The 21648-nt window shown below is 71.0% G+C and carries 19 protein-coding genes, 1 tRNA gene and 1 pseudogene; 11 read left to right on the top strand and 10 right to left on the bottom strand.

Features of this window, described 5'->3' with window-relative positions:
- Position 1: 1 nt before the first annotated feature.
- Genes Q9R47_RS23285 through Q9R47_RS23275 form a run of 3 tightly spaced genes read left to right on the top strand, consistent with a single transcriptional unit; the run spans position 2 to position 3235 of the window.
- On the top strand, positions 2-841 hold the full coding sequence (locus Q9R47_RS23285) for a uroporphyrinogen-III synthase (RefSeq protein ID WP_311235496.1): 840 nt from the start codon (positions 2-4) through the stop codon (positions 839-841).
- Complete coding sequence (locus Q9R47_RS23280) at positions 838-1926, top strand: uroporphyrinogen-III C-methyltransferase (protein ID WP_311235492.1); 1089 nt, start codon at positions 838-840, stop codon at positions 1924-1926. Before Q9R47_RS23285 ends, Q9R47_RS23280 begins: the two co-directional genes overlap by 4 nt.
- A 31-nt stretch (positions 1927-1957) precedes the next feature.
- Positions 1958-3235 (top strand): heme biosynthesis HemY N-terminal domain-containing protein, encoded by a 1278-nt coding sequence (locus tag Q9R47_RS23275; protein ID WP_311235491.1) that lies wholly within the window; start codon positions 1958-1960, stop codon positions 3233-3235.
- A 44-nt stretch (positions 3236-3279) separates the two neighbouring features.
- Here Q9R47_RS23275 and Q9R47_RS23270 read toward each other — a convergent pair whose 3' ends face one another.
- Positions 3280-5013, bottom strand: coding sequence for an ABC-F family ATP-binding cassette domain-containing protein (locus tag Q9R47_RS23270; RefSeq protein ID WP_311235490.1), 1734 nt, complete (start codon positions 5011-5013; stop codon positions 3280-3282).
- A 250-nt stretch (positions 5014-5263) separates the two neighbouring features.
- Here Q9R47_RS23270 and Q9R47_RS23265 point away from each other — a divergent pair, with 250 nt between their 5' ends.
- The gene (locus Q9R47_RS23265) at positions 5264-5893 is read left to right on the top strand and encodes a VOC family protein (RefSeq protein ID WP_311235489.1); all 630 of its coding nucleotides are present in this window, start codon (positions 5264-5266) and stop codon (positions 5891-5893) included.
- A gap of 70 nt (positions 5894-5963) precedes the next feature.
- Here the strand turns inward: Q9R47_RS23265 and Q9R47_RS23260 are convergent, their stop codons facing one another.
- The gene (locus Q9R47_RS23260; RefSeq protein WP_311235488.1) at positions 5964-7880 is read right to left on the bottom strand and encodes a M48 family metallopeptidase; all 1917 of its coding nucleotides are present in this window, start codon (positions 7878-7880) and stop codon (positions 5964-5966) included.
- Between the two features lie 274 nt (positions 7881-8154).
- On the opposite strand from Q9R47_RS23260, the gene Q9R47_RS23255 reads away from it, so the two are divergent.
- Both Q9R47_RS23255 and galU read left to right on the top strand, forming a co-directional pair.
- Positions 8155-11040, top strand: coding sequence for a valine--tRNA ligase (locus tag Q9R47_RS23255; protein ID WP_311235487.1), 2886 nt, complete (start codon positions 8155-8157; stop codon positions 11038-11040).
- A gap of 155 nt (positions 11041-11195) precedes the next feature.
- Entirely contained in the window at positions 11196-12083 is an 888-nt protein-coding gene (gene galU / locus Q9R47_RS23250) for a UTP--glucose-1-phosphate uridylyltransferase GalU (RefSeq protein ID WP_311235486.1), read from the top strand.
- 143 nt (positions 12084-12226) lie between these two features.
- Here galU and Q9R47_RS23245 read toward each other — a convergent pair whose 3' ends face one another.
- Genes Q9R47_RS23245 through cysM form a run of 3 tightly spaced genes read right to left on the bottom strand, consistent with a single transcriptional unit; the run spans position 12227 to position 14099 of the window.
- A complete protein-coding gene (locus tag Q9R47_RS23245) occupies positions 12227-12454 on the bottom strand; it encodes a sulfurtransferase TusA family protein (protein ID WP_011795115.1) in 228 nt (75 codons plus the stop codon).
- A 34-nt stretch (positions 12455-12488) separates the two neighbouring features.
- Positions 12489-13139 (bottom strand): NUDIX hydrolase, encoded by a 651-nt coding sequence (locus Q9R47_RS23240; protein WP_311235485.1) that lies wholly within the window; start codon positions 13137-13139, stop codon positions 12489-12491.
- 39 nt (positions 13140-13178) lie between these two features.
- Positions 13179-14099, bottom strand: a complete 921-nt coding sequence (cysM, locus tag Q9R47_RS23235; protein WP_311235484.1) for a cysteine synthase CysM — start codon at positions 14097-14099, stop codon at positions 13179-13181.
- 43 nt (positions 14100-14142) lie between these two features.
- Between cysM and Q9R47_RS23230 the strand changes: the two genes are divergently transcribed.
- Positions 14143-14227: transfer RNA gene (locus Q9R47_RS23230), tRNA-Leu, on the top strand.
- Positions 14228-14532: 305 nt separating this feature from the next.
- Here Q9R47_RS23230 and Q9R47_RS23225 read toward each other — a convergent pair.
- The 4 genes from Q9R47_RS23225 to Q9R47_RS23210 form a co-directional block, all read right to left on the bottom strand.
- The gene (locus tag Q9R47_RS23225) at positions 14533-14727 is read right to left on the bottom strand and encodes a hypothetical protein (protein WP_311235483.1); all 195 of its coding nucleotides are present in this window, start codon (positions 14725-14727) and stop codon (positions 14533-14535) included.
- A gap of 22 nt (positions 14728-14749) precedes the next feature.
- The gene (locus Q9R47_RS23220; protein ID WP_311235482.1) at positions 14750-14980 is read right to left on the bottom strand and encodes a hypothetical protein; all 231 of its coding nucleotides are present in this window, start codon (positions 14978-14980) and stop codon (positions 14750-14752) included.
- 649 nt (positions 14981-15629) lie between these two features.
- Positions 15630-15860, bottom strand: a complete 231-nt coding sequence (locus tag Q9R47_RS23215) for a hypothetical protein (protein ID WP_311235481.1) — start codon at positions 15858-15860, stop codon at positions 15630-15632.
- Positions 15861-16014: 154 nt separating this feature from the next.
- Positions 16015-16914, bottom strand: a complete 900-nt coding sequence (locus Q9R47_RS23210; protein ID WP_311235480.1) for a LysR substrate-binding domain-containing protein — start codon at positions 16912-16914, stop codon at positions 16015-16017.
- A gap of 155 nt (positions 16915-17069) precedes the next feature.
- Between Q9R47_RS23210 and Q9R47_RS23205 the strand changes: the two genes are divergently transcribed.
- From Q9R47_RS23205 to Q9R47_RS23190, 4 genes are all read left to right on the top strand, one after another.
- Positions 17070-18269: an acyl-CoA dehydrogenase gene (locus tag Q9R47_RS23205; RefSeq protein WP_311235479.1), complete on the top strand. Its 1200-nt coding sequence runs from the start codon at positions 17070-17072 to the stop codon at positions 18267-18269.
- A gap of 11 nt (positions 18270-18280) precedes the next feature.
- Positions 18281-19576, top strand: a complete 1296-nt coding sequence (locus Q9R47_RS23200; protein WP_311235478.1) for a CaiB/BaiF CoA-transferase family protein — start codon at positions 18281-18283, stop codon at positions 19574-19576.
- A gap of 234 nt (positions 19577-19810) precedes the next feature.
- A complete protein-coding gene (locus Q9R47_RS23195) occupies positions 19811-20356 on the top strand; it encodes a hypothetical protein (RefSeq protein WP_311235477.1) in 546 nt (181 codons plus the stop codon).
- Positions 20357-20378: 22 nt separating this feature from the next.
- Positions 20379-21086: a DUF4124 domain-containing protein gene (locus Q9R47_RS23190; protein WP_311235476.1), complete on the top strand. Its 708-nt coding sequence runs from the start codon at positions 20379-20381 to the stop codon at positions 21084-21086.
- Positions 21087-21102: 16 nt separating this feature from the next.
- Here the strand turns inward: Q9R47_RS23190 and Q9R47_RS23185 are convergent.
- Positions 21103-21648: pseudogene (locus tag Q9R47_RS23185) on the bottom strand (SDR family NAD(P)-dependent oxidoreductase); the annotation flags it as partial.

The raw sequence follows: 21648 nt of genomic DNA, 5'->3' as shown, positions 1-21648 counted from the left end.
GATCCGTTCCGACCCCACTCCCGCCGCCCCGCGCCGCGCCATCGTCACCCGGCCGGAACGCGACGCCACCCAGTGGGTCGTGCACCTGCATGCGCGCGGCATCGAGGCCGTGGCCCTGCCCCTCATCGCGATCCGCGGCTGCGCCAGTCCCGAGGCCCGCGCGGCCCTGCAGGCGGCGCGCGAGGCCTGGCCCCGCTGGCGCGCGGTGATGTTCGTGAGCACCAACGCCGCCCACCATTTCTTCGATCCGCCGGGCACCGGCGCCGCGCTGTTCGCCGGCGATCCGGCCCTGCTGCCGCGCATCTGGGCCCCCGGCCCGGGCACCGCCCAGGCGCTGCGGCAGGCCGGCGTGCCCGCCGAAGCCATCGACCGGCCCGCTGCCGACGCCACCCAGTTCGATTCCGAATCGCTGTGGGAGCAGGTGGCGCCGCAGGTGCGGCCAGGCGACCGCATCCTCGTCGTGCGCGGCGCCCAGGCCGGCAGCGACGGCGCCGACACGGTCGCGGGCACGGGCCGCGAATGGCTGGCGCAGCAGATCGCGGCGGCCGGCGGCCACGCGGATTTCGTCGCCGCCTACGAGCGCGGCGCGCCCCCCCTCAGCGCGGAGCAGCGGGAACTCGCCCGAACGGCCGCGGCCGACGGCTCGCTCTGGCTGTTCAGCAGCTCCGAGGCGGTGGCCCACCTGAGGGAGGCGCTGCCGGAGCAGGACTGGGCGGAGGCGCGGGCGCTCGCCACCCATCCCCGCATCGCGCAGGCCGCGCAGGACGCGGGTTTCGGGGCCGTGCGCCAATGCCGCCCCGCCCTGAACGACGTGGTCGCGTCGATAGAATCCCACCCATGAGTTCCGAGCCTTCCCACGCCCCGTCCGCACCGCCCGCCCCGCCCTCGCCTCCGGCCTCCGGCGTGCAGCGCGCCGTGCTGCTGCTGCTCGGCGTGGTCGCCGTGGCCGGCCTCGCGACCAGCGTCATGCTGTGGCAGCGCCTGGGCGGCATCCAGGAACAGCTGGCCCGCCAGTCGGCCGACGCCGGCGCGCAATCCATCGAGGCGCGCACGCTCGCCAACCAGGCCCTCGACATGGCGCGCGACGCGGCCGCACGCGTCGCCGTGAACGAAACCCGCGTGAGCGAAGTCGCGCTGCAGCGCAGCCAGCTCGAAGAGCTGATGCAGAGCCTGTCGCGCTCGCGCGACGAGAACCTCGTGGTGGACATCGAATCCGCGCTGCGCCTCGCGCAGCAGCAGGCCCAGCTCACCGGCAGCCTGGAGCCCGTGGTCGCCGCGCTCAAGAGCGCCAGCCAGCGCATCGAGCGCGCCGCGCAGCCGCGCCTGGCGCCCGTGGCGCGCGCCATCGGCCGCGACCTGGAACGCGTGGGCGCCGCCCAGGTCACCGACACCGCGGGCCTGCTCGCGCGGCTCGACGACCTCATGCGCCAGGTCGACGAGCTGCCCCTGCAGAACGCGGTCGCCCAGGCCGCCGCCACGCGGCGCATGAACGCCGCGGGCCGCACGCTGCCCGAGGGCGCACCCGCCCCGGCCCCGGACGGCACCCCGCCGCCCTGGTGGCGGGCCACGCTGCAGCGCGGCTGGGAAGTCGTGCGCGACGAGGCGCGCCAGCTGCTGCGCGTGTCCCGCATCGACCGCCCCGAGGCCATCCTGATCGCACCCGACCAGGCGTTTTTCCTGCGCGAGAACATCAAGCTGCAGCTGATGAACGCCCGCCTCGCGATCCTGGCGCGCCAGTACGACTCGGCCCGCGCCGACCTGTCCGCGGCCAGCAGCGCCCTGGGCAAGTATTTCGACCCGGCTGCGCGCCGCACGCAGAACGCCGCGACCGTGCTGCAGCAGGCGCAGATGCACCTGAAGGGCGCCACCCTGCCCACGCTGGACGAAACCTTCGCCGCGCTGTCCACGGCCGCCGCCGGCCGCTGAGAGCCGAAGACAAGAAGCAACCCGTTTTCCCATGCGCGCAGCACTCTGGTTCCTGGCACTTTTCGGCGTCGCGGTGGCGGCCGCCCTGTTCGCGGGCAACAACCAGGGCACCGTGACCCTGTTCTGGCCGCCCTACCGCATCGACCTGTCGCTCAACTTCGTGCTGCTGCTGCTCTTCGGCGGCTTCGCGGTGCTATACGCGGCACTGCGCGCGCTCTCGGCGCTGCTGGAGCTGCCCGGCCAGGCGCGCCGCTGGCGCGTGCAGCAGAAGGAACGCTCGATGCACGCCGCGCTGCTCGATGCGCTCTCCCAACTGCTCGCCGGCCGCTTCCTGCGCTCGCGCAAGGCGGCCATGGCCGCGCTCTCGCAGGAGACGGCCCTCGAAGCCGCCGGCGAGGCCGTGCCCCACGGCCGCCAGCTGCGCACGCTGGCGCACCTCGTCGCCGCCGAGAGCTCGCATGCGCTGCAGGACCGCGCCACGCGCGAGGCCCACCTGCGCCATGCGCTGGACAACATCCCCGACCGCGCGCCGATGAGCGAACTGGAACTGCGCGAAGGCGCCCAGCTGCGCGCCGCCCGCTGGTCGCTCGACGAGCGCGACGCGACCACCGCGCTCGAACACCTCGCCGCCCTGCCCCAGGGCGCGGCCCGGCGCACGCTCGCGCTGCGCGCGCGCCTCAAGGCCACGCGCCTGTCGCACCAGACGCGCGAGGCCCTGGAAACCGCGCGCCTCCTCGGCAAGCACCGCGCCTTCTCGCCCGTGGCGGCGCAGAGCATCGTGCGCGGCCTCGCGATCGAGCTGCTGAACGGCGCGCACGATCCGGCGCAACTGCAGGAAGCCTGGATGTCGCTGGAGCCGGCCGAACGCGCCATGCCCGAACTCGCGATCCACGCCGCCCAGCGGCTCACCGCCCTCGGCGGCGACCCGGGCCAGGTGCGCACCTGGCTGCTGCCCGCCTGGGAGCGCATGGTGGACGCGGCCGATCCGCTGTCCGACACGCACGCCGCCCGGCTGGTGGCGGCGCTGGAGGGCAACCTCGACGCGCTCGACCCCACCTGGCTGGCCCGCATCGAGGCCGCCCAGCAGGCCAACCCGCGCGATGCGCGCCTGCAGTACCTCTCGGGCATGGCCTGCCTGCGGCGCCAGCTCTGGGGCAAGGCGCAGCAGCTGTTCACGCAATCCACGCAGCAGCTCGAAGCAGGCCCGCTGCGCTGCCGCGCCTGGCGGCACCTGGCCGAACTCGCGGAGCGGCGCGGCGACGTCGAAGCGGCCGCCACGGCCTGGAAGAACGCGGCCCTGGCCTCCTGACGCAAGCCTTCCCTGCCGCAGCGGACCGGAGCGCGGCCCGGCGGTCAGCGTTCCAGCCCCAGCAGGCGATCGAGGTCGCCGTCCAGGTTCCACCGATCGCCTTCCCACGTCCACGCCACCTGCGGCGCGAGCGCCCGCAGGAAATGCCGGTCGTGCGACACCACCACCATCGCGCCGGTGAAAGCAGCGAGTGCCTCCTCCAGCACCCGCACCGCTCGGGCATCGAGGTGGTTGGCGGGTTCGTCCAGCAGCAGCAACTGCGCGGGCGCACCGCCCCAGAGCGCGCAGGCCAGCGCCGCGCGCACGCGCTCGCCACCGCTCAAGGCCCGGGCCGGGCGCTGCACGCGCTCCGCATCCAGCCCGAGCTGCGCCAGGCGCGTGCGCTGTTCGTGCACGGGCAGCGGTGACCCGGCCTGCGACAGCGCTTGCAGCACGCTCCGGTCCGGCGGCAGCAGCGCTCCCGCCTCCTGGCCGAGCCAGGCCGTGCGCACCGCGCACTGCACGCGCCCCTGGGCAGGCTTCAGGTCCCCCGCCAGCAGGCGCAGCAGCGTGCTCTTGCCGCAGCCGTTCGGGCCGCCCACGGCGATGCGCACCGGGCCGCTCCATACGCCGTCCAGCGGCGCCCGGGCGCCGAACGGCGGCACCGCGCCCTCCAGCCGCAGCACCGGCTTGCCGGCCGGAACCGCGCTGGCCGGCAGGGGCAGCGCCAGGACGGCGTCCGGCCCCGCCCGCTCGAAGGCCTCGCGCACGGCGCCCTCCAGCCGCTCGCGCGCCTGCTGGCGCTGCACGCCGCTGCGCCCCGCATGCGCCTCGGCCTGGTCCTTCATGCGGTCCAGCACCAGCGGCGACTGGTTCGCTGCGCGGCGGGCCGCGGTGCCGCGGGCACTGCGCCGGGCCTGGGCCTCATCCTGCCGCCGCAGCTCCCGCAGCGCGCCATCGCGCTGCACGCGCGCCTGCCGCAGCGCTTCCTGCGCGGCCCGGGTGTCGTCGGCCTTCTGCGCCGCATAGGCACTCCAGCCGCCGCCAGACAGCCGCAGTCCGCGCGGCGACAGCTCGGCGATGCGGTCGGCTCCCTCCAGCAGCGCACGGTCGTGGCTCGCCACCAGCGCGGCGCCGCGCCAGCCCCGCAGGGCGTCCTCCAGCCAGCGCCGCGCGGGTCCATCCAGATGGTTCGTGGGCTCGTCGAGCAGCAGCACGTCGGCATCGGACAAAAAAGCCCCCGCCAGCGCCACGCGGGCGCGCTCGCCACCGCTCAGGCGGGCGGCATCGGCGCCGTCCGCCAAGTGGCCGAGCCCGGCATCGCCGAGCGCCCGCCGCCAGCGGGCCGGCCAGTCCCAGCGGCCATCGGCGCACAGCAGGTCGTCGGCACCGCCGCGGCCGCGCTCCAGCCGCTGCAGCGCATGCAGCACGGGCTCGACGCCTGCCAGCGCAGCGACCGTCGCACCCGCCGGGTGCTGGCCCACGGCATGCAGCGTCCCTGCCCGCACCACGCTGCCCGACGACGGCTGCAGCACACCGGCCGCGATCGCCAGCAGCACGCTCTTGCCCGTGCCGTTGTCACCGACGAGGCCCGTGATGCCGCGCGGCACGGCCAGCGTGGGCGGCTCGATCCAGAGCGGCTCGCCGCCGGGGGGGCACCACTGCACCTGCCGCAGTTGCAGCACGCCGTCCCGCGCACCTGCGTGCAGCGGAGCGGGGGAAATGGATGGGGAAGAAAGGGAAACGGCAGCGCGCGATGCGCTGCCCGGCGGACGGCGGTCCGCGTCGACTGTCGCCATGAGGCCACTCCATGCCATCGGGATCGGCCGCCGTGCTGCTGCGAGAAACGTCGCAGCAGAAAAGGCGGGACGGACGGAAGGGGGCTTACAGGCGCATCGGCGGAAATGCCTCGGTGAATGGCTGGGACGGTGCGGCCGCATCCAGTGGCCGGTCCATGACTATACGGCCGGCAGGGGAACGGAGTAAATTGCTTTATATGAAATTGATTACGGATAGTACAATTCCAGCCACCATCCGAAGGAGACACCCATGAGCGCACTGCCCCGCCCCGACCTGGCCACCCTGCCCGCGCCCGCCGCGGTGCAGCAGCTGCACCACTACGCCTACCGCGCGCGCGACGCCGAGGAAACGCGGCACTTCTACGAAGACATCCTGGGCCTGCCGCTCTACCACATCATCCAGAGCGACTACGTGCCCAGCACGGGCGAGTACTGCCCCTACACGCACTTCTTCTTCCGGCTGCAGGACGGCTCGTTCATCGCCTTCTTCGACCTGGGCGACGACGTGAAATCCGAGCCCTCGCCGAACACGCCGGCCTGGGTGAACCACATCGCCTTCCGCGTGAACACGGTGGAAGAACTGGCCAACACCAAGGCCCGGTTGGAGGCGCACGGCATCGAGGTGCTGGGCGTCACCGACCACCACATCTTCAAGAGCATCTACTTCTTCGATCCCAACGGCATCCGGCTCGAACTCGCCGCGCAGCTCGCGGACGAGGAGCACATGGCGAAGGACAGCCAGGTCGCCCACCAGCGCCTCGCCGAATGGACGGCCCGCAAGGAGCAGTGGCGCCGCGAGCGCGCCGCGGGCCAGGCCGCCGCCCCGCTCAAGCCGCAGTCCAACGACCGGCCCGAATACGTGCCCGGCACCCAGGCCTGACCCCGGCCGGCCGGGCGGCGGCGGGGCGGACGCGCTTCGCGCCCGTGGCCGCCGCTGCAGGGCCCGCCCGTCAGGCCGCCGCCGGGGCCGTGCCGGCAGCCCCGGCCTGCTGCGCCCGCATCACCTGGTGGCGCTGCCAGTAGGCATTCACCACGGCCTTGAAGCGGTCCTTGTCCTTGCCCATGCCCTTGAGCGGGATCTTCGTGGTGCGGTGGCGCAGCAGGGCCTTTTCCGGATGCGTCACGACGAGCGCGTCGGCGAAGGCGCTCTCGTTGAACTGCAGGGCCTTCACCGCATCCCAGTCCACGTGCACGCCGTCCCGCGTGGCACCGATGCCGTCGATGCCGATGGTCACCGTCTCGCCGCCCTTCACCTCGAACACCTGGTCGGGGAAGTACTGCAGCACCAGCGCACGTTCCTGCGCGTCGGCGGGCTCGTACCGGTAGGCCAGGCTGCGTTCGTGGTTCTCGGCGAAGTCCGATTCGTAGGCCGCCCAGAGCCGCTGCTCGATCGCCTCCGCCACGGGAATCTCCTGCACCCAGGTGGACGCGGGCGCCTGCTGCACGACGGCGCCGTAGTCGCGCTCCGCCAGCGTGATGCCGACGCGCTCGATGCGCTCGCGCATCGGCGGGTGCGAATCGAACGGATGCGGCACGTTCCCCGACTGCATCGCCGCCGCGAAATCCGGCGAGCCCGCGTAGCGCCCCAGGCCCTGCGCGATGAAGCCCGCGATGCCCAGCGTGCCCGTCTGGCGCTGGTCGCGGCCGAACAGGTCTTCCTCGATGCGGTGGCGGTACTGCGCATAGGCCGCGATCTTCACGAGCGAACGGGCGATGCCCTGCGGCGATGCGATCTCGGCCGCCGTGCGGTCGGCCAGGAATTCGCGCTCCCGGCTCTCGCGCGCCAGCGCCACCTCGAAGATCGTGCGGTAGAGCGTGAGCAGCGGCGACGCCAGCGCCGAGAGGCCCGCTTCGCGCACCGCGTGCAGGTAATGGTCGAACTGCACGAGCTTCGGGCCCAGCCGGGCGCTGCTCTGCGTGTCCCCGCCGCGCAGGTGGGCGAGTTCATGCCCGAGCACGGCATCGGCCTCCTGCTGGTCGAGCACGCGCAGCAGCGGGATGCTGACGAACAGCGTGCGGCCCGTCAGCTCGCGCCCCTGCACCGTGAGCGGCGACTCCGTCACGAAGAAGTTCGCGTCGATGCCGGCCACGATGTGGCGCGGCGGCTCGGTGCCCAGGCGCGCGGCCAGTGCCCGCACGCGGTTCCAGAGCTGCGGCGCGTCGGCTTCCGACAGGGTCTCGCCGGTGACCTCGTTGTCCCGCGGCACCTTGCGGAAGATCGCCGACACCGCCATCCACACCGCACCGGCCACGCCCAGCCCGATCAGGATGATGAGCTTGGGCGAATACTTGTGGACGAAGAACGCCGGCACCCAGAACGCCAGCCAGGTCAGCAGCGCGCCCTGCACGACCAGCGACAGCGCGCTCGCCCAGGTGGTGATCCGCCAGCCCGCCATGAAGCTCGCGTACTGCAGCGGCCGGTTGGCGAAGGCCAGCGCGCCGAGCGCCAGCACCACCAGCAGCAGCACGCCGCCGGCCAGCAGCACGGCCAGGGAAACCCGCCGGGCCATGTCGAACTGCCAGGCCGACGAATACGGGCTGCACAGGCGCTCGCGCACTTCGGCGACGCGGGGGTGCGCATCGTGGCAGGCGCCCGACGGCGGGTGGTTGCGGAAAAATTCCTTCTGCGCGGCCTTCTCGTCCGCCGGCATCGAGGCTTCGGCGTCGATGCGCCGCTCGATGCCCGCCAGGAAGCGCGCGTCCTCGGCGTCCTGCACGTGGTGCACGAAGAGCAGGGTCAGGGCCGGAACCAGGAAAAGGGAGAGCAACGCGAGCATGGCCACCTTGGCCAGGCCTTTGCGGAATGCGGATGCGTGCGATGGGGTCGACGGGGTCGACGGGGTCGACGGGGTCGATGCGTTCGTCATGGGCGCCGTTGTTTGGAATGGTTTTGACGGCCCGCGGCTCCCTCCGGATGCCGCAGGATGCGAAGCGGCGCATTATTCGCAGCGTGCCGGGCGAAGTCCACCGCATGCACGTAACAAAGAACACAGGCCGCAACACCACGGCGCCGCACGTTTCCCCCGGAACGCAGGGTTGCGGGCAGTGCGCCACGGGCCCGTAGAATCCCGGGCTCGAGTCCCAACCGTCACAGGACGGCGCCCCAACAGCGCGGCGCGGTCCCCCTCCCCTGCCCACGCCATGAGTTCGCCCCTGCAACAGCCCGGCCTTGAAAGCCTCTCCAAGTCCTTCGAACCCTCCGCCCTGGAAGCCCACTGGGGCCCCGAGTGGGAGCGCCGGGGCTACGGCGTGGCCGGCTACCGCGGCACCTCCGCGCCCGATGCCGGCGCCGCGGCGCGCCACGAGAATTTCTCCATCCAGCTGCCGCCGCCGAACGTGACCGGCACGCTGCACATGGGCCATGCGTTCAACCAGACGATCATGGACAGCCTCACGCGCTACCACCGCATGCGCGGCTACAACACGCTGTGGGTGCCCGGCACCGACCACGCCGGCATCGCCACCCAGATCGTGGTGGAGCGCCAGCTGCAGGACCAGGGCGCGAGCCGCCACGACCTCGGCCGCGAGAACTTCGTGAAGAAGGTCTGGGAGTGGAAGGAAAAGAGCGGCAACACCATCACCACGCAGATGCGCCGCCTGGGCGACAGCGTGGACTGGAGCCGTGAATACTTCACCATGGACGACAAGCTCTCCAAGGTGGTCACCGACACCTTCGTGCGCCTCTACCAGCAGGGCCTCATCTACCGGGGCAAGCGCCTCGTGAACTGGGACCCGGTGCTGCAGTCCGCCGTGTCCGACCTGGAGGTCGAGAACGAGGAGAAGGACGGCTCGCTCTGGCACATCGCCTACCCGCTCACCGACGGCAGCGGCAGCCTCACCGTGGCCACCACCCGGCCCGAGACCATGCTCGGCGACGTGGCCGTCATGGTGCATCCCGAGGACGAGCGCTATGCGCACCTCGTCGGCAAGACCGTGACCCTGCCCCTGGTGGGCCGCGAGATCCCGATCATCGCGGATGCCTACGTGGACAAGGAATTCGGCACCGGCGTGGTCAAGGTCACGCCCGCGCACGACCCCAACGACTACCAGGTGGGCCAGCGCCACAACCTGCCGATGATCGTGGTGCTCACCCTGCAGGCCACCGTCAGCGAGAACGCGCCCGAGAAGTACCGCGGCATGGACCGCTTCGTGGCCCGCAAGGCCATCGTGGCCGACCTGGAAGCCGCCGGCGCGCTGGTCGAGACCAAGAAGCACAAGCTCATGGTCCCCATCTGCACCCGCACCGGCCAGGTCGTGGAACCCATGCTGACCGACCAATGGTTCGTGGCGATGACGAAGGTGAGCGAGCAGGACCCGACGGGCAAGAGCATCGCGCAGAAGGCCATCGACGCCGTCGCCTCCGGCGAAGTGCAGTTCGTGCCCGAGAACTGGGTCAACACCTACAACCAGTGGATGAACAACATCCAGGACTGGTGCATCAGCCGCCAGCTCTGGTGGGGCCACCAGATCCCGGCGTGGTACGACGAGGCCGGCAACGTGTATGTCGCCCGCAACGAGGCCGAAGCGCAGGCCCAGGCCGGCGCGGGCGCGAAGCTCACCCGCGATGCCGACGTCCTCGACACCTGGTATTCCTCCGCCCTGGTGCCGTTCTCGTCGCTCGGCTGGCCCGAGGCGCTTCAGGATGCGTCCGCCACGAAGGACTACGACCTCTACCTGCCCTCCTCCGTGCTGGTCACGGGCTACGACATCATCTTCTTCTGGGTCGCCCGGATGATCATGATGAGCACGCACTTCACGGGCCGCGTGCCGTTCAGGCACGTGTACATCCACGGCCTGGTGCGCGATGCGCAGGGCAAGAAGATGAGCAAGTCGGAAGGCAACGTGCTCGACCCGGTGGACCTGATCGACGGCATCGCGCTCGAGCCGCTGCTCGACAAACGCTCCACCGGCCTGCGCCGCCCCGAGACCGCGCCCCAGGTGCGCAAGAACACGCAAAAAGAATTCCCCGAGGGCATTCCCGCCTACGGCGCCGACGCGTTGCGCTTCACCTTCGCCGCGCTCGCCAGCCTGGGCCGCAGCATCAACTTCGACAGCAAGCGCTGCGAGGGCTACCGCAACTTCTGCAACAAGCTCTGGAACGCCAGCCGCTTCGTGCTGATGAACTGCGAAGGCCACGATTGCGGCCTCTCCGACCACACGCAGGCCGACTGCGACGGCGGCTACCTCGCCTTCAGCCAGCCCGACCGCTGGATCGTCTCGGCCCTGCAGCAGGTCGAGGCCGAAGTCGCCAAGGGATTCGAGGAATTCCGCCTCGACCACGTCGCCCAAGCCATCTATGAATTCGTCTGGAACGAGTTCTGCGACTGGTACCTGGAGATCGCCAAGGTGCAGATCCAGACCGGCGGCGAGGCCCAGCAGCGCGCCACGCGCCGCACGCTGATCCGCACGCTGGAGACCATCCTGCGCCTCGCGCATCCGCTGATCCCGTTCATCACCGAAGAGCTCTGGCAGAAGGTCGCCCCGGTGGCCGGCCGCGCCGGCGCCTCGGTGAGCATCGCCGCCTACCCGCAGGCCCAGCCCGAGCGCATCGACGAAGCCGCCATCGCCCACGTGGTCCGGCTCAAGGCCGTGGTCGATGCCTGCCGCACGCTGCGCGGCGAGATGAACGTCTCGCCGGCCACGCGCCTGCCGCTCTACGCGGTGGGCGATGCGGAGTTCCTGCGCGCGGCCGCACCGGCCCTGCAGGCCCTGGCCAAGCTCAGCGAAGTGAAGGTGTTCGACGACGAGGCCGCCTGGGCCGCCGCCGCGCAGGCCGCGCCCGTGGCCGTGGTGGGCGACGCGCGCCTGTGCCTGCACATGGAGATCGACGTGGCCGCAGAGAAGGCCCGCCTCGCCAAGGAGGCCGGCCGCATCGAGGGCGAGATCGCCAAGGCGCGCGCCAAGCTCGGCAACGAGGCATTCGTGGCCAAGGCGCCGCCCGCCGTGATCGAGCAGGAACAGAAGCGCGTGGCGGATTTCGGCGCCACGCTCGCACGCCTGAAGGACCAGCTGGCGCGGCTCGGCTGACGATTCAGGGACCTCTGCCGATTGCCGCGGGCGCAAGCCGTGGGGTATGCAGAGGTTTCCTGGTGTAACGAGGTTCAGGTTGCGTTGAAGGCCTACGGCGGCGTCCCCATCCTGCTCCGATAATCGCCCCCCATTCGATACGAGGAATCATCTCCATGAGCGACAACTCCGCGATCCGCAAGGCCGTCTTCCCCGTGGCCGGCCTGGGCACCCGCTTCCTGCCCGCCACCAAGGCATCCCCCAAGGAGATGCTGCCCGTGGTCGACAAGCCGCTGATCCAGTACGCCGTCGAAGAGGCCTACTCGGCCGGAATCCGCCACATGATCTTCGTCACCGGCCGCAGCAAGCGCGCCATCGAGGACCATTTCGACACCGCCTACGAGCTCGAGAACGAGCTGGAAGCCGCCGGCAAGAAGGAATTGCTGGAGCTCGTGCGCTCGGTTGCGCCGAGCGACATGGACTGCGCCTTCGTGCGCCAGCCGCGCTCGCTGGGCTTGGGCCACGCCGTGCTCTGCGCCGAGCCGCTGGTAGGCCGCGAGCCTTTCGCCGTCCTGCTCGCCGACGACCTGATGGTGGGCCCCCCAGGCGGCCAGCCCGTGATGGCGCAGATGGCGGGTGCCTTCCGCAAGCAGGGCCGCTCGCTGCTGGCCGTGCAGGAAGTGCCGCAGGACCAGGTGCGCCGCTACGGCATCGTGGCCGGCGAGCCGGCCGGCGGCCCGCTGATCCGCATCGACCGCATCGTCGAGAAGCCGTCGCCCGAAGAAGCCCCCTCGCGCATGGGCGTGGCCGGCCGCTACATCCTCACGCCCGGCGTGTTCGACGAGATCCGCAACCAGCCCCAGGGCGTGGGCGGCGAGATCCAGCTCACCGACGCCATCGCGCGCCTCATGGCCCGCGAAGCCGTCTACGCCTTCCGCTACGAAGGCAAGCGCTACGACTGCGGCAGCAAGGAAGGCTTCCTGGAGGCCACGGTGGAACTCGCGCTGCAGCATCCCCAGGTGGGCGCCGCCTTCCGCGAATACCTCAAGACCGTGGAGATCTGAGCCGCGGCCCGACTGGCGCGGTCCTGCAAAAAAGGCGCTCCCGGGAGCGCCTTTTTTGCTTGCAGCGCCGCCGCTGCGCAGAGCCGCTTCGCCGGTCGCGTGGACCTTTCGGGTGCCAGCACTGCCGGCACGCGCACGTTCGTTCAGCGCCGCCGCAGCACGTGCGTGTATTCCTCGCCCGCCGTGCTCTGGTCCAGCAGCTCGTTGCCGGTCTGCTTGGCGAACGCCTGGAAGTCGCGCAGCGAGCCGTTGTCGGTGGACACCACCTTCAGCACCTCGCCGCTGGCCATCGACGCGAGCGCCTTCTTGGCCTTCAGGATGGGCAGCGGGCAATTCAGCCCGCGGGTGTCGATTTCCTTGTGGATGTGCATCGTCGTCGGCTTCCTGGCGAAGAGAGAAGGAATTCTAGAGCGGCCCGGGCTGCGCCCCGCCTGCCGCCGGGTTGGAGGCGGCATCCGTTGCCACCGGGGGGACTGGTGCAGGTGCAGGTGCAGGTGCAGGTGCAGGTGCAGTCGCCGGCGCCTCGCTGCGCTGGCCCGGCCATTCCATGAAAGTGGGCTCGATGCCGTGGCCGCGCAGCCAGTCGGCCAGCGCCTGGCCCGTGCCGGAGCGCCAGCAGCGCAGGTCCCGCGGCGCGATCAGGCGATAGTCGACCAGCTCGGGCGAGAGCCGCACCGTGCCGTGCGCCACCGCATGGTAGGCCACGATGACCTGGTTCATGCGCTGGAAGTCGTACACGCCGATCAGCGACAGCGCGCTCACGTCGAGGTCGGTTTCCTCCTTCACCTCGCGCACGATGCCCTCCCGCGGCGTCTCGCCGGCCTCCATGAAGCCGGTGATGAGCGCGAAGGCCTTGTGCTCCCATGCGGCATTGCGCGCCAGCAGCACGCGCCCGTCCAGCTCGACGACCGCCGCCAGCACCGGCGTGGGATTGTTCCAGTGCGTCCAGCCGCAGGCCGGGCAGCGCAGGCGCTGCCGCTCCCCGGCGTCCTCCAGCGCCGTCACCCAGGCCAGCGGCGTGGCGCACTGCGTGCAGAAGCGGGGTTCGGCGTTCATGGAGCGAGACCTGGCGCGTGTCGGGACTTCGGGCCCGCGTCAGGCGGGGAACACGCCCGTGGAGAGGTAGCGGTCGCCGCGGTCGCACACCACGAACACGATCGTCGCATCGCGCTCGCGCCTGGCGATCTCCTGCGCGGCCCAGCAGGCACCCGCCGCGGAAATGCCGGCGAAAATGCCCTCCTCGCGCGCCAGGCGGCGGCACATGTCCTCGGCATCGTCCTGGCCGACGTTGATCGTCTCGTCCACCGCGCGCGGATCGTAGATCTTGGGCAGGTACTCCTGCGGCCACTTGCGGATGCCCGGAATGCGCGAGCCTTCCTTCGGCTGCGCGCCGATGATCCGGATCGCGGGGTTCTTCTCCTTCAGGAAGCGCGACACGCCCGTGATCGTGCCCGTCGTGCCCATCGCGCTCACGAAGTGCGTGATGCGCCCGCCCGTCTGATCCCACAGCTCGGGGCCGGTGGTCTCGTAGTGGATGCGCGGGTTGTCCGGGTTGGCGAACTGATCGAGCACCACGCCCTTGCCCTGCCGCACCATGGTCTCGGCCAGATCGCGCGCGTATTCCATGCCGCCGCTCTTGGGCGTGAGGATCAGCTCCGCGCCGAACGCCTTCATCGTCTGCGCGCGCTCCACCGACAGGTCCTCGGGCATCACCAGCACCATCCGGTAGCCCTTGATCGCCGCCGCCATCGCCAGCGCGATGCCGGTGTTGCCCGACGTCGCCTCGATCAGCGTGTCGCCCGGCTTGATCTCCCCGCGCTCTTCCGCGCGCCGGATCATCGACAGCGCGGGCCGGTCCTTCACGGAGCCGGCCGGGTTGTTGCCCTCCAGCTTGCCCAGCACGACCGTGCCGCGTTCGGCGTTCTCCTGCGCGCCGATGCGCTGCAGGGCGACCAGCGGCGTGCGGCCGATCGCGTCTTCGATGGTGGGGTACGTCGGGGAGGGGGTGGTAGCCATAGCCCCCTACTGTGCCATAATCCGCGGCTTCCTTCTTCGCGTCGCCCGGGTGGTGAAATTGGTAGACGCAGGGGACTCAAAATCCCCCGCCGCAAGGCGTGCCGGTTCGATTCCGGCCCCGGGCACCATGGCCTTTCTCGCCATGGTTCGAGCAGATCCTCGCGCCGCGGACTGCTTGCCGCTCACCATCGCAGCCGGCACATCGTCGCTTTCCCTGCTGCCACCGGACAGTGCCCGCGGCGCCTGGCGCGCACCCTTGCCACGTCCGCCGCCTCCACGTCAGAACAACGACTGACCCAGCCCCCGGAGAAACGACAAGGGGCACCGAAGTGCCCCCAGGTTCTGTTGCAGTTCCTGCCCGTCGCTCAATGGCTGGTGACGTACCAGGTCACGCCAGCAGCGGCAATCACGAAAACGATGAGTGCAGTGATGATCATGATGGCTTCCTCAGTCTCCAGGACAGTAGCAGGAGTATAGGACAGGTGGCGAAAAGGGTCATCACCTCCCAGATGCTCAAGGGGCTGTGGCCGGTCAAGCCGACGACACCGCCGATGAACGACGACGCTGCAATGGTGTCGATGAAGCGCGCCAGCCCTTCTTTCTGCTCTTTGGTGTACTTCGATGCCACCCGGTGATTTTATGGCCGAGGCTCAGCGCACCCACTTCCGCTCAGGCTTGGTCTGCACCGTGATGTCCACCTGCTTCTGCACCTCGGGCCGGCCGGTGCGCGGATTGGTGTCCACCACGTCTTCCAGCGCGATCTTGCTCACCTCGCCCTGGGTGGCGTCTTCGAGCTGCTCCAGCACCTCGCCGACCCGCTTTTCCGCGGCCTCGACCTGCTGCTCTGTCGCGGTACCGGAAGCTTGGGGGCGGGAAAGCATGGGGGACTCCTTCGTCAGTGGGGCGGCTGGTCCGCCGGCTCGGGCAGCTGTCCGGGCACGTCCGGCTCCACGGGCTGGTCGCTTTTGTCGGCGGGGTCGCGGTGGAGGCGGGGCATGGTGGGGAGGCGGGGGAGTTGAGAACCGCGGCGCCGATGGCTGGGCCGCGGTGGAATAGGAAGGCCCGATCAGAGCCCGCTCATGTACGACGCGGCGAAGTAGGCGATCCCCAGGCTGGAGAAGAGTACGAAGCCGGCCACGACGGTGAGGGTTTCTTTCATGATGTTCGTCCGTCAACAGGAAATGGAACACCGGCCAGCTGTTCCGAGGGGATGAGGGGAATGTCGGGGGCAAAAGCCGCGCCCGGCGGTCCCGTGCGGGCCGGTGCCGTGTGGCAAGGACATCCTTCGCCACCCCAGGCTGTCGGACCGCTCGCCCCTCGGTTCCAGGGCATGGCCGTTTCGCTTGATCGGGGCACCTGGCTCGAGGAGGGGACCAATTCCCGTCTCTTGCTAGGCACAGCCACGACTGTATGGAATGGACGAATTCCGTGGTGTAGGACGAGGGCGGTATCGCCGTCGGAGGGTTTCGATGGGACGGGGCCACCTGCGGGCCGGCCGGGCGCACGGCCGGCCATGCCTGCGTTATGGCGTCACGCGTCCTGGCGGCGGATCAGCACCCGGCCGCTGTCGGTGATGGCGAGATCGCCTCCGGCGTTCTTGGTGATGTAGCCCCGTTCGTAGAGGCGGCCCGACAGATGGTGGCGCAGGGCCTCCGGCACGCTGATGGCGCGTCCCATCTCCAGTTGCTTGAGGGTCTCCAGCTCATCGACCGTCGGGTCGAAATAGGGGGTGTGGTAGATGCCGCTCGTATTGTTTTGCATATGCCGGTACTCCTTGTGACGATGGCAGAAAGCAGAAAAGGCCAAAGAACGCCTCCGCCGGGCCGGACCGCGGGCTGCGCGGGGGCTCGACAACAGGCCAGCACAGCCTAGCCCGCGGCCACGGCGAGCGCAACCGGACGCGGTGCCGCAGCGCTCAAGTCGCGGCCATGTCCTGCAACCAGGCGGCGAATGCCTCGACGACCGGCGGCTGGGGCTGCGCCGGGGTGACGAGGTAGTAGCCGCGCCCTCCCCGCGGCTCAACATCACAAGCCGGCACGAGTTCGCCGCGCGCCCGTTCGGGTTCGATCAGCATCAGCGGCACCAGCGCCACCCCCAGCCCGTGCGCTGCGGCCACGGCCGACATCGAGAACAGTTCGTAGCGCGGGCCGTCGAGGGCATGCTGGGGCGCATGCACGCCCATGGATTCAAACCACTGGCGCCACGCCAGCGGCCGGGTGGTCTGCTGCAGCAGCGGCAGCGCGGCCAGGGCTTCGGGCGCCAGCGGCCGGCCCCCGGGCAGCAGGGCCGGGCTGCAGACGGGTGCCACGTCCTCCTGCAGCAGCCAGCGTGCCTGGGTGCCGGGCCAGTTGGCCACCTGCTCGGGCGTGCCGGCGTAGAGCGCGGCATCGAAGCCGGCATCGGCGAACAGGAAGGGGCGCACCTGGGTCTCGATGTGTACCACGATGTCGGGATGGCGGGCGGCCAGTTGCGGCAGGCGCGGCACCAGCCAGCGGGTCGCGAAGGTCGGCACGGCCGCCAGGCGGATCGAGCCGCCCTGCCCCTGGTGGGCCATCACGTCGAGCGTGTCGCGCTCCAGGCCCTCCAGCCACCGCGCCACCTGGGCGGCGTAGTGCGTGCCCGCGGGCGTGAGCGCCACGCCGTGGCGGGCGCGGCGGAACAGCGCCACGCCCAGGAACTCCTCCAGCGCCATGATCTGGCGCGACACCGCGCTCTGCGTGAGGAACAGCTCCTGCGCCGCGCGGGTGTAGCTCTCGTGGCGGGCGGCGGATTCGAAACAGGCCAGGGCCTGGGTGGACGGCAGGGTGCGGCGCATGGCGCGATGCTACACAGGTATTCCAGAACCTCATTTCTGGATGCGACATCCTCGCTTGCCCGATGGGAAGCCTTGGGCCTAGGATGTGCCATGCGTGCATGAAACGCACCATCCATTCCGCCAATTCATTCCCCCGCATCCAGTCAGGAGACACCATGGCCCGCCCCGCAGCCTTCCACTGGGAAGACCCCTTCCTTCTCGACCAGCAACTCAGCGACGACGAACGCATGGTGCGCGATGCCGCAGCGGCCTATTGCCAGGACCGGCTCGCGACCCGCGTGCTGGAGCAGTTCCGCCACGAGAAGACCGACACGGCCATCTTCCGCGAGATGGGCGAACTGGGCCTGCTGGGCCCGACCATCCCCGAGCAGTACGGCGGCCCGGGCCTGAACTACGTGGCCTACGGCCTGATCGCGCGCGAGGTGGAGCGCGTCGATTCCGGCTACCGCTCGATGGCGAGCGTGCAGAGTTCGCTGGTGATGGTGCCGATCTTCGAATTCGGCACCGAGGCGCAGAAGCAGAAGTACCTGCCCAAGCTCGCGAGCGGCGAGTGGATCGGCTGCTTCGGCCTGACCGAGCCCGACCATGGCTCCGATCCCGGCAGCATGGCCACCCGCGCCTACAAGACGGCCGGCGGCTACAAGCTCAAGGGCAGCAAGATGTGGATCACCAACAGCCCGATCGCCGACGTGTTCGTCGTCTGGGCGAAGGAAGTGAGCGAGGCCGGCGCCGTGGGCCCGATCCGCGGCTTCGTGCTGGAAAAGGGCATGCAGGGCCTCACGGCGCCGGCCATCCACGGCAAGGTGGGCCTGCGCGCGTCGATCACCGGCGAGATCGTGATGGACGACGTGTTCGTGCCCGAAGAGAACGCCTTCCCCGAGGTGCAGGGCCTGAAGGGCCCGTTCACCTGCCTGAACAGCGCGCGCTACGGCATCGCCTGGGGCGCCCTGGGTGCCGCCGAGTTCTGCTGGCATACGGCGCGCCAGTACACGCTGGACCGCAAGCAGTTCGGCCGGCCGCTCGCCGCCAACCAGCTCATCCAGAAGAAGCTCGCCGACATGCAGACCGAGATCGCCATCGGCCTGCAGGCCTGCCTGCGCCTGGGCCGCATGAAGGACGAAGGCACTGCCGCCGTCGAGGCGACCTCCATCATCAAGCGCAACAGCTGCGGCAAGGCGCTGGACATCGCCCGCATGGCGCGCGACATGATGGGCGGCAACGGCATCAGCGACGAATTCGGCGTGGCGCGCCACCTGGTGAACCTGGAGGTGGTGAACACCTACGAGGGCACGCACGACGTGCATGCGCTGATCCTGGGCCGCGCCCAGACGGGTATCGCCGCGTTCGCAAACTGATCGAAGGCGCCATGGACTCGGTCCCGCTCCCCTCTTCTCCCTCCGCTTCCGCATCCGCTCCGGGGGCGGGCGCGCTCGCCGGCATCCGGGTGCTCGATCTCTCGCGCGTGCTCGCCGGGCCGTGGTGCACGCAAGTGCTGGCGGACCTGGGCGCGGACGTGGTCAAGGTGGAGCGCCCCGGCACCGGCGACGACACGCGCCAGTGGGGACCGCCCTTCCTGAAGGACGCCGAGGGCCGGGACACGACCCAGGCGGCGTACTTCACGGCCTGCAACCGCAACAAGCGCTCCGTCACCATCGACATGGCCCATCCGGAAGGCCAGGCGCTGCTGCGCGCCATGGCGATGGAGGCGGACGTGGTGGTGGAGAACTTCAAGGTGGGCGGGCTGAAGCAGTACGGCCTCGACCACGAAAGCCTGCGGGCGCTGAACCCGCGGCTCATCTACTGCTCGGTGACGGGCTTCGGGCAGACCGGGCCCTATGCCCCGCGCGCCGGCTACGACCTGATGGTGCAGGCCATGACCGGCCTGATGGACATCACCGGCCGCGCCGACGGCGAACCCGGCGGCGGGCCGCTGCGCGTCGGCGTGGCGGTGATCGACCTGTTCACGGGCCTCTACGCCAGCAACGCCATCCTTGCGGCGCTGCACGTGCGCCAGCGCACGGGCGAGGGCCAGCACATCGACATGGCGCTGCTGGACGTGGGCATGGCGGTGCTGGACAACCAGGCGGCAGGCTTCCTGGCCACCGGTGAATCGCCACGGCGCCAGGGCAACAGCCACCCGAGCCTCGTGCCCTACCAGGACTTTCCCACGGCCGACGGCGCCATGCTGCTGGCCATCGGCAACGACGGCCAGTTCGCACGCTTTTGCGCGGCCATCGGCCGGCCGGAGTGGGCCACGGACGCGCGGTTCGCCACCAACACGCTGCGCGTGCAGCACCGCGCCGAACTGGTGCCGCTCATGGAAACCGTGACCCGCACGCGCACCACCGCGCAGTGGGTGGCGCTGCTGGAGGACAAGGCCGTGCCCTGCGGCCCGATCAACAGCATCGCCCAGGCCTTCGACGACCCGCAGGTGCGCGCGCGCGGCCTGGCGGTGGAACTGCCGCGCCGCCCGGACAGCAGTGCGGGCGAGGACGGCATCGCCACCGTGCGCGGCGTGGCCAGCCCGCTGCGGCTGTCGGCCACGCCGCCCGTGCTGCGCAACGCGCCGCCGGCCCTGGGACAGCACACCGACGAGGTGCTGGCGGAGGCAGGGCTGGATGCCGCCGCCGTGGCCCGGCTGCGCGCAGCCGGCGTGGTGTAGAGAGAGAGAAAGCGCGCCATGCCCTGCCTGCGGCAGTGCCGCGGGTGCAGGCCCGGGCAGACGGCCGCGGCGCGGTGCGCGCCGACAGACGGCGCCGGCCCGGTCAACCAAAATGCAGTCTGGCGCGTCACACTGGCGTCATCCTTCGCCCGGCCGGCGGTTTGCCGGCCCGGGTGCCGTCCATTGCGGACCGGTCCGATCCATCGCCGAGCCGCCCTGCCGCGAGAGAGCCCCATGCGCACACCTGCCCTCCTCTTCAGAACCCTGGCCGCCACGCTGCTGGTCGCCACGGCCGCGGGCTGCGCCGCGCCCGGCGACCCGTATTACGGCAACTACGGCTACGGCTACGGCTACGGCTCCGGGCCGGTCTACGGCAACAGCTATCCCGTCAGCCCTTCCTATCCGTACGGCGCCTACGGCAGTTCCGTCACGGTGTACGAGCAGCCCACCTACGTCGTGCCCCGGCCCGGTTATCCGGTGGTCGTACCGGCTCCGGGCTATGCCGTGCGGCCGAACCACTGGGACGACAACTGGCGCGAGCGCCGCGATCGCGAAGCCTGGGAGGCGGGCCGCCGCCAGGAACGTGATCGCGAGCGCGAACGGGAAAGGCAGCGGGAACGCGACCGGGACCGCGCCCGCGTGCCCGGCCCGTCGCTCAGCGGCACCCTGCAGGACGAGGCCCGCCGGCAGGGCGAGCAACAGCGCTGGCGAGACGAGATGCGGTCGCAGGGCCGCCTGCCGCCCCAGGAAGCGCCGAATCGCCTCTTCCAGAGGCAGTGAGCGGTCGCGAAAGCCGTATGCAATGAGCGATCCACGCGCACGGACCACCGTTCATCCACCCCGGAAGCGGACCGGCGCCCTGGGCTGCGCCGGCCTGGCGGCGGCACTCTGGCTGTCGGGCGTGGCCGCGCAGGCCCAGGTGCTGCGCTGCACCGACCCCGCCACCGGCCAGGTGACCTACACGGACGGCAGCTGCGGCCGTGGCACGTCGGCACGCGAAGTGGAGCGGCGCAAGACGCCCGAGGAGATCGCCCAGGAACGCGAGCAGGCGCGCGCCGCGCTGGAGGCGCAACGCCAGCGCCAGCAGGCCGACGCGCTCGCCGCGCAGCAGCAGGCGCAGCGCGAGGCCCAGGAGGCCCGCGCACGCGCCGGACGCGAGGTGTCCACCGATCCGTCGCGCTCGCCGGAGTGCGCGCGGTCGCGCCGCCAGCTCGACCGCACCGCGGCCGAAACCGGCCAGGGCAGCTACGACGCGCAGGCCCGCCTGTCGGCCGCGCAACGCCAGATGGAGCTGGACTGCCTGGGCCCCGCGGGCTATGCGCAGGTGGAGCGCTCGCGCGGCCAGGGCGGGGCCACGTACGGCACGCAGGACGTCTACGTACCTCCCGTGGTGGTGGTGCCGCGGCATCCCGTGGTCGTGCAGCCGGCCGTGCCGGTGCCCAGGCCGCCAGGCACGCAGTGCAACGTGTTCCGGTGCTACGACGGCAACGGGAACATCTATCCGCGCTGAAGCTGCGCGAAGCCCATCAGGTACTGCGCAGCCCCTCGCCCACGGTCGGGTAACGCAACGCCACCCGCAACTCCTTCGCGAGCCGCGTGGCGTCGAGCCGGCGCGATTCGCCCATGAAGCTCAGCAGCATCGGCGAGAGTTCCTCCCGCGCCTGGGCGCGCGTGATCCTGCGTGGGCGCGGCAGGCCGTACAGGTCGGCGGCGAGGTCGAAGTAGTCGCCCATCTTCAGGTCGCTCGCGTCGCTCACGTGGTAGATGCGCTGCGGCAGGCCGCGCCAGAGGGCCGCCACGCAGGCGCGGGCGAGGTCGTCGGCATGGATGTGGTTGGTGTACACGTCGTCTTCGCGCGCGAGCGCGGGCGTGCCGCGGCGCAGCCGGGCCTCGGGGGTGCCGCCCTCGCGGTCGGGCGCGTAGATGCCGGGAATGCGCAGCACGCTCGCGCGCACCCCTGCCCGGCCGAGATGGCGGACCGCGCGCTCCGCGTTCACGCGGCGCTGGGCGCGGGGCGTGGCGGGCGCGACGGGCCGCGTCTCGGGCACGCGGGCGCCGCCGCAGTCGCCATA

The sequence above is a fragment of the Acidovorax sp. PRC11 genome (assembly GCF_031844105.1).
In the GTDB taxonomy this organism is placed as follows: Bacteria; Pseudomonadota; Gammaproteobacteria; order Burkholderiales; family Burkholderiaceae_C; genus Paracidovorax.
The sequence above is the reverse complement of the archived record's forward strand: the minus strand, read 5'-3'. Positions and strand labels throughout refer to the sequence as shown.

Excerpts from the sequence above, each read along its gene's own strand:
- Q9R47_RS23200 (WP_311235478.1), top strand. The coding sequence starts at position 18,281 with ATGGACTCGGTCCCGCTCCCCTCTTCTCCCTCCGCTTCCGCATCCGCT.
- cysM (WP_311235484.1), bottom strand. The coding sequence starts at position 14,099 with ATGGCTACCACCCCCTCCCCGACGTACCCCACCATCGAAGACGCGATC.
- Q9R47_RS23190 (WP_311235476.1), top strand. The coding sequence starts at position 20,379 with ATGAGCGATCCACGCGCACGGACCACCGTTCATCCACCCCGGAAGCGG.
- Q9R47_RS23205 (WP_311235479.1), top strand. The coding sequence starts at position 17,070 with ATGGCCCGCCCCGCAGCCTTCCACTGGGAAGACCCCTTCCTTCTCGAC.
- Q9R47_RS23255 (WP_311235487.1), top strand. The coding sequence starts at position 8,155 with ATGAGTTCGCCCCTGCAACAGCCCGGCCTTGAAAGCCTCTCCAAGTCC.
- Q9R47_RS23210 (WP_311235480.1), bottom strand. The coding sequence starts at position 16,914 with ATGCGCCGCACCCTGCCGTCCACCCAGGCCCTGGCCTGTTTCGAATCC.
- Q9R47_RS23265 (WP_311235489.1), top strand. The coding sequence starts at position 5,264 with ATGAGCGCACTGCCCCGCCCCGACCTGGCCACCCTGCCCGCGCCCGCC.
- Q9R47_RS23275 (WP_311235491.1), top strand. The coding sequence starts at position 1,958 with ATGCGCGCAGCACTCTGGTTCCTGGCACTTTTCGGCGTCGCGGTGGCG.
- Q9R47_RS23220 (WP_311235482.1), bottom strand. The coding sequence starts at position 14,980 with ATGCTTTCCCGCCCCCAAGCTTCCGGTACCGCGACAGAGCAGCAGGTC.
- Q9R47_RS23240 (WP_311235485.1), bottom strand. The coding sequence starts at position 13,139 with ATGAACGCCGAACCCCGCTTCTGCACGCAGTGCGCCACGCCGCTGGCC.
- Q9R47_RS23260 (WP_311235488.1), bottom strand. The coding sequence starts at position 7,880 with ATGACGAACGCATCGACCCCGTCGACCCCGTCGACCCCGTCGACCCCA.
- Q9R47_RS23245 (WP_011795115.1), bottom strand. The coding sequence starts at position 12,454 with ATGCACATCCACAAGGAAATCGACACCCGCGGGCTGAATTGCCCGCTG.
- Q9R47_RS23215 (WP_311235481.1), bottom strand. The coding sequence starts at position 15,860 with ATGCAAAACAATACGAGCGGCATCTACCACACCCCCTATTTCGACCCG.
- Q9R47_RS23270 (WP_311235490.1), bottom strand. The coding sequence starts at position 5,013 with ATGGCGACAGTCGACGCGGACCGCCGTCCGCCGGGCAGCGCATCGCGC.
- Q9R47_RS23195 (WP_311235477.1), top strand. The coding sequence starts at position 19,811 with ATGCGCACACCTGCCCTCCTCTTCAGAACCCTGGCCGCCACGCTGCTG.
- galU (WP_311235486.1), top strand. The coding sequence starts at position 11,196 with ATGAGCGACAACTCCGCGATCCGCAAGGCCGTCTTCCCCGTGGCCGGC.
- Q9R47_RS23280 (WP_311235492.1), top strand. The coding sequence starts at position 838 with ATGAGTTCCGAGCCTTCCCACGCCCCGTCCGCACCGCCCGCCCCGCCC.